Origin of the sequence: Acinetobacter bouvetii DSM 14964 = CIP 107468, assembly GCF_000368865.1 — a bacterium.
GTDB lineage: Bacteria > Pseudomonadota > Gammaproteobacteria > Pseudomonadales > Moraxellaceae > Acinetobacter > Acinetobacter bouvetii.
On the sequence record NZ_KB849726.1, the window covers coordinates 207,706 to 213,705 of the forward strand.

Genomic DNA, 6,000 nt, shown 5'->3' on the forward strand with positions numbered 1-6,000 from the left:
CAGAACATCATTATAAGGGTGCAGCGGCATGTACGCGGATTATCTGGATCTCATCCATCTGCTGATTGCGTTAGGGATAGGCGCGGTAATAGGCGCAGAGCGGGAATACCGCAGCAAATCAGCGGGCCTTCGCACTATGATTATGGTCAGCCTCAGCTCATGCTTATTTACGATATTGTCGCTGAAAATCGGCGTTGAAAACCCTGACCGCTTAGCCGCCAATATTTTAACGGGCCTCGGCTTTCTAGGGGCTGGGGTTATTTTTAAAGACGAAAACCGCATTTCAGGCATTACCACCGCGACCACGATTTGGATGACAGCGGCCCTTGGCATGGCGGTAGGCGCCGGCTATATTGTGCTGAGCCTGTTTGCCGCATTTATTGTGATGATTGTGCTGGTGATGCTGATTTACGTGCAGGAGCGCATAGAGCAGCTGCATCAGGCGCGGACATACCGCATAGTCTGTCCATACCGTCAGGAAACACTGGATAAATACGAAGAATTATTCAAAACCTTTGATATGCACGTGATCCGCAATACGCAGCATAAAACAGAACATAAAATCACAGGGCGCTGGGTGCTGATCGGCACCGCAGAAAATCACCGCAAGCTGACCGAGTACTTGCTGGATGATGCCAGCATTATGGAACTCAGCTTTTAACGAGGTGGGGCTTTTAGCCAAACGGCGCAGAAAACCGCAGACTTTCGCCGGCAGCGGTTTATAATGCAGCACGGTAAAGCTTTATTTGAGGTGTATGAAGATGTCAAACGAATTGGAAATTATTGATTTAAAAATCGGTGAAGGCAAAGAAGCCGTTAAGGGCGCGTTAATTACAACGCATTACACCGGCTGGCTGGAAGACGGCACCAAATTCGATTCATCGATTGACCGCGGCAATTATTTTGAAACGGTCATTGGCACTGGCCGTGTCATTAAGGGCTGGGATCAGGGGATTATGGGCATGAAAGTCGGCGGCAAGCGCAAACTGATTGTGCCTGCGCATTTGGGCTATGGCTCACGCAAAATGGGCAATATTATTCCAGCAAACTCAAATTTGATTTTTGAAATTGAATTATTTGATGTGAAAACGCGTGATTAATCTTTAATCTGCATCAAAAATTGACCGGCAAGGATGCTGTTGATCAAAAAATAAAAAAAAAATTTGGAAATCATCGAGTTTCATTTTACATTGAATTTTATGTCGATAAAGGGAACAAAACGCCTTGCGTTATTTGCATGATGCAATCCGTATTTTTCAGGGATTACTGCTGCTGAGCTGTGTCATTGTTTTTGGGCAAACTGCTGTGTTTGCTCAATATGAGCCTGTACCAGCATCTTTTTATGAAAAATACCGAGACAGCATTAATGATGTGCAATTCACAGAAAACAGCAGTACCCAGCTGCCCGGGCAATGGCTGTTTTATCCGCGGCATTTCTTAACTGAATCCAGCGCCATATTGGCTGCACAGCCTGTCTTTTTGCCAGCGTCATTTAAAGAATTGACCGGCAGCAATGAAAATTACGGCACATTTGTCGGCTACTTCAAAATCCCGAAAGAATTCACCGGGCGCCGCATTGCCATCAAAATTCCAAATCAATACGGGGCATACCGGGTTTATCTGAATGGTGACTTTCTCATGCGCTTGGGCGAAGTTGGAACTTCGCCCGATACCCAAGTTTCCGAAAATGCCCCTAGAATTGCCTATTTTGTTGCTGAAAAAGAATATTTCACCTTAGCGATTCAAGCCTCAAACTTTTCCAGCCTGCATGGCGGCTTAGAAAACCCGATGCGGATAGGCTTATCGAAAACCATCAACCGCCAGTTCCAGCAGCTGATGATGAGCGTTTCCGTCATCTGCGGGGTTGTACTGGGGGTAGGCCTGTTTACCATCCTATTTTCAGTGTTCCGCGGTTCGACACAGCGCAACAGTAAAAGCATTTTTGTCTTTGGTATTTTTATTGTGTTTTTGGCGCTGCACAACTTTTTCTCTGCGCCCTATGCCTATACGGCAGTGACGGAAATCAATTGGCTGTGGGGCACGCGCTTAGAATACTTGTTTACGTATTTTACGGTGGTGTTTTTCATCAGCTATATTCACCTGCTGAATGCGCGCTATCTGCACCGTTTGATTTATCAAATCGCCATGCTGCTGCTGGGGCTGAATATTGGGGTGACGCTGGTTGCGCAGCCTGAAGTTTTTGAGCGCCTGGCGCTGTACTGTTCAGTGTTCAGCCTATTTGTGCTGGCCAATTTTATTTATGGTTTTTATCAGACCCTCAAGTTAAAGGAATCCTATTCTGTCCTGAATCTATGCGCGGTCATTTTTCTATGCGTGACCTTCTTAAATGATTTCATGCTGCTGATGAATTGGGTTGATTCGGTGAATTTATCCTTTGTCTCGACCAGCCTGTATGCCTTGCTGATTATGTTTCAGCAGTCACGCAACTATGCCTATCAGACCTATCATACAGAGCAGCTGAATAACAATTTGATGGAATTGAATGCGCTGCTGGATCAGAAGGTGAAATCGCGGACGGAGCAGCTGCATGAGCTGAATGCAAAACTTGAACATCAGGTGAAAGTGGATGCGCTGACTGGCGCCTATAACCGCCGTGCGCTGAATGATGAAATTCAGGAGCGCTTTTCTGAAGCCAAACGCCTGCCGCACGGCACCTTAATGTTCGCGATGCTGGATGTGGATTATTTTAAAAACTACAATGATTATTATGGGCATTTGAAAGGCGATGAAATTCTCAAGCAGCTGGTGCAGGTCATTGCGAAAACTTTGCCGGCTTCGGCTTTTTTGGCCCGCTATGGCGGCGAAGAGTTCGCTATTGTGATGCAAAATGTGCCGCTGCAGGTTTCAGTCGATCTGATGGATAAAGTCATGAATGCGATCCGTTTGGCGCAATTTGAGCATTGCAAGCGCGGTGACCATAAAAACTTCGTGACTGTCAGCATGGGTATGGCGTGCATGGACCGGGAGCAGCATTATAAGGATATTCATGCCTTAATGAAGGCAGCAGATGAAAAATTATATGAAGCGAAGCAGGCGGGGCGTGATCAGCTGAAAGCCGCCTAAATCAATCTCAGAGCGTGCTGCAGATTCAATTCAGTTAAGCCAAATATTTAACCAAATGGGTAAGCGCCGCGCCAGCTTCATCTTGCCGCGGCTGATGGTGCTGAAAGCCGCATTTTTTGTAAAAGGGCAGTGCCGTATGCGTGCTGTTCAGAGTGATTTGAGCAATGTTCTTTTCGCGCAGGCAGTCAATCATATTCATCAGCAATGCTGTGCCAATGCCTTGCTGCTGCAGTTCAGGACGAATGTAATTCAGCAGAATTTTTCCATGATCATTCACAAGAATAAAGCCGGCAATCTGCTCCTGCTCAAGATATACCCAGCTGTCATTGTAAAGCATTCCAAGCAGCAGGCTGGACTGATTGGTTTTTTCCAGCCATATTTGAATCTCACTTTCATTGCGCTGATGGTCTTGAATGCAGGAGCGGACGCTTTCGTGGATGACCCGTATGATTTCGGGAATATCTTCAATCCTTGATTTGCGTATCATAATTGTTCTTATCGAATTGAAAAAGTCGGTACATTTCAAAAGATAAATCCACTTTTAGAAAGTTGAATTATGTTGCTTTATGATGCGTTTCTGAAGCATCTGCTGTGCAATGATGGAGTTTTATCTCAGTTTTGTTTCAGTGTTTTAATGGCTTAAATCATAAAGTGATTCAAATCACATTGCTGCGTTTGAATCCATTGGGCGGTTTTAAGTTAAGCCTGTCCCTGAAAGCACGCTTAGGTATCAAAACGGTTTCAGTCATGTATTGAAATTGTTTAAAAAACATTCAAGTTTGCCATGTTATAATTTATAAAAATATAAAATTAAACTGTTGCGGGGATTCAGTTATGGTCAAACTGTTATTGATGCTATGCGTCGTGATTGTGATTACTGTGGCTTGGGTAATCGGCTTTAAAATTTATAAAACACACAAAATGAGTCAAAAGTGGCGTAAATATCAGGCGCCTGAAAAACGCGCCAGCGTGACCGATACCGCTGCTGCTGAACGTAGCGGAGATGCCGTGGCCGTCGTCGATGCCTATGAGCAGCAGCTGTTTGATGATATTGCTGCACTGTTCATGGAGGGAGGAGAATGGCATGATATCGCCGATGCAGCGCAGGTGCAGGCTGAGGTTTTCCGCAAAATGCCTGTCAGTTCAAAAACCCAAATCCGTAAAATGGATTTGGGTGAATGGTCCATTTATTGGACGTTTTACGACCAGTCTTTGGAATATTATGTTGGGAAATACGGTGTGTTTTATGCGCATGTTGACCGCTTCGGCGAAGAGCATAAGCATGATATCCGGACGCAGGGCCGCTTTAGCTGAGTACGCGATTGCAGCTGTTCAGCTGGCTGAGAATCCGCTGCTGCAGCAAGCCTAAATAGCCTGCTTCAGGCCGAATGCGGGACATTAAAATAGCGCCTTCATAATCGGCAACAGACAGCTTTGCCCAAATCTGCGCTTGCGTTTCGTGCATGCATTGGCAGAAGAAGGTAAAAAAGGCCTGCTCCCAGTCCTGAAAAACGTCGATCAGCTTTTTTTGAATCATCTCCGGCAAATTAGGCTGTTCTGCACTGAGAATGCCCGCCAAACAGCCCATGCCGCCAAAACTGAAAAAATACTCTGCATTGGCGTGTATTTGCCTATAGGCGGCTGTCAGATTGCTGTGCGTCTGGCGCAGCTGCAGAAAGATTCCGCTGCGCAGCTGCTGATGCGTGGTATCTAAAATTTCATACAGCAGCGCGTCTTTGCTGCTGAAATCATAGTAAAACGCTGCTTTGCTTAATCCGCAGGCCTGCGCCAGCATGCTGACACTGGCGCCTGTATAGCCATGCTGTTTAAAGCACAATGCCGACTGCAGCAGGAGCTGTTCGCGGCTGAGCTTACGCGGACGCATGCTTTGCGCTTTCCAAAGTGTGCATGGTTTTGAATTGATGCAGCGCCTGATCCCAGATTTTCTCTGCGCCTTTGCGGAAATAGCCCATATGGCCAATGGCTTGCATGCCGTAATCTTGTGCCTGCATATCAATAAACTGCATAGGTGCATTGCGGTAATACTGCATAAAAGCATGGCGTGAAGCAGGCAGCGCCCAATCATCGTCTAAAGCCGCCACAGCAAAAATAGGGCTTTTCACTTGCGCATACTGAGTTTTCAGGGCACGCTGTTCGGGGTCTGCAAAAAAATAGGTCGGATTTTTGCACCATTTGCGCCATTGGCGGTAGACATCTATAGGCAAGTCTGCGCCCATATTCAGCTTGCTCCACGGCAGGTAACCGGTTAGGGCGACCAGCGGCGGAAAGACAATATTCCAAATCACCTGAACTTTAATTTTCTCTTTCAGCGGCATATAGCCATGCCAGCCAGCGCCTGTGCCATAGCATTGCATGGCCTTGACCAAATGATGATTGCGGGTGAGGCCCAGCGCCTGGCCGCCGTAGGAATGCCCAATCATATAAATCGGCAAGCCGTCTTTCGCTAAAACATCAATGGCGCTGCTGAGGTCATGGCGTCCCCAGTCTAAATACGACATGCGGAAGCCTTTCAGGCTTTGCGGCGATGAAGCGCCAATGCCGCGGTAATCGAAAGTCAGCACTTGAAAGCCGTGCTGCGCGGCATATTCTGCAAAACGGCGGTAGAAGCCTTGCGGCACGCCTGTAGCGCTGGAGACCACAATGCTCGCATGCGGTTCTGGCGGCGCATACAGCAGGCCGGATAGCGGATAGCCGTCTGCAGCGGTAAATGCAATTGTGCTGGATTGAATTTCAGCCTGTGCTTTTGACGGCGTCATGTGGGTGCTTTCGCTCATTTTTTACTTCTTTGTTTTTAAATATTTTCGCATTTTTCGGTAAGGCCTGTATGGGCCCGCTATTCTTCAGCCATTCAGCCATTCAGCCATTCAGCCATTCAGCCATTCAGCCATTCAGCCA

7 protein-coding genes are annotated in these 6,000 nt (G+C 46.9%); 4 read left to right on the forward strand and 3 right to left on the reverse strand.

The genetic code is table 11. The features are described from left to right. Window positions 1-28 precede the first annotated feature (28 nt). The 3 genes from F941_RS03970 (at window position 29) to F941_RS03980 (ending at window position 3,084) form a co-directional block, all read left to right on the forward strand. Window positions 29-661 carry an MgtC/SapB family protein gene (locus F941_RS03970; protein WP_005008113.1) on the forward strand — a complete coding sequence of 211 codons (633 nt, stop codon included), beginning with the start codon at window positions 29-31 and terminating at the stop codon, window positions 659-661. 100 nt (window positions 662-761) lie between these two features. Continuing rightward, entirely contained in the window at window positions 762-1,100 is a 339-nt protein-coding gene (locus F941_RS03975; RefSeq protein WP_005008114.1) for an FKBP-type peptidyl-prolyl cis-trans isomerase, read from the forward strand. Window positions 1,101-1,224: 124 nt separating this feature from the next. Further along, a complete protein-coding gene (locus F941_RS03980; RefSeq protein WP_005008115.1) occupies window positions 1,225-3,084 on the forward strand; it encodes a sensor domain-containing diguanylate cyclase in 1,860 nt (619 codons plus the stop codon). A gap of 34 nt (window positions 3,085-3,118) precedes the next feature. Here F941_RS03980 and F941_RS03985 read toward each other — a convergent pair whose 3' ends face one another. Next, window positions 3,119-3,571 (reverse strand): GNAT family N-acetyltransferase, encoded by a 453-nt coding sequence (locus F941_RS03985; protein WP_005008117.1) that lies wholly within the window; start codon window positions 3,569-3,571, stop codon window positions 3,119-3,121. Window positions 3,572-3,918: 347 nt separating this feature from the next. On the opposite strand from F941_RS03985, the gene F941_RS03990 reads away from it, so the two are divergent. After that, window positions 3,919-4,398 (forward strand): hypothetical protein, encoded by a 480-nt coding sequence (locus F941_RS03990; protein ID WP_005008119.1) that lies wholly within the window; start codon window positions 3,919-3,921, stop codon window positions 4,396-4,398. Here the strand turns inward: F941_RS03990 and F941_RS03995 are convergent. Both F941_RS03995 and F941_RS04000 read right to left on the reverse strand, forming a co-directional pair. Further along, window positions 4,391-4,969, reverse strand: coding sequence for a TetR/AcrR family transcriptional regulator (locus F941_RS03995; protein ID WP_005008120.1), 579 nt, complete (start codon window positions 4,967-4,969; stop codon window positions 4,391-4,393). The genes F941_RS03990 and F941_RS03995 overlap by 8 nt on opposite strands. Beyond that, a complete protein-coding gene (locus F941_RS04000) occupies window positions 4,956-5,879 on the reverse strand; it encodes an alpha/beta hydrolase family protein (protein WP_005008121.1) in 924 nt (307 codons plus the stop codon). The genes F941_RS03995 and F941_RS04000 overlap by 14 nt, the downstream gene beginning before the upstream one ends. Between the last annotated feature and the right edge of the window lie 121 nt (window positions 5,880-6,000).

Coding starts and splice junctions, on each gene's coding strand:
- F941_RS03970 (WP_005008113.1), top strand. CDS start 29: ATGTACGCGGATTATCTGGATCTCATCCATCTGCTGATTGCGTTAGGG.
- F941_RS03975 (WP_005008114.1), top strand. CDS start 762: ATGTCAAACGAATTGGAAATTATTGATTTAAAAATCGGTGAAGGCAAA.
- F941_RS03985 (WP_005008117.1), bottom strand. CDS start 3,571: ATGATACGCAAATCAAGGATTGAAGATATTCCCGAAATCATACGGGTC.
- F941_RS03990 (WP_005008119.1), top strand. CDS start 3,919: ATGGTCAAACTGTTATTGATGCTATGCGTCGTGATTGTGATTACTGTG.
- F941_RS03995 (WP_005008120.1), bottom strand. CDS start 4,969: ATGCGTCCGCGTAAGCTCAGCCGCGAACAGCTCCTGCTGCAGTCGGCA.
- F941_RS04000 (WP_005008121.1), bottom strand. CDS start 5,879: ATGAGCGAAAGCACCCACATGACGCCGTCAAAAGCACAGGCTGAAATT.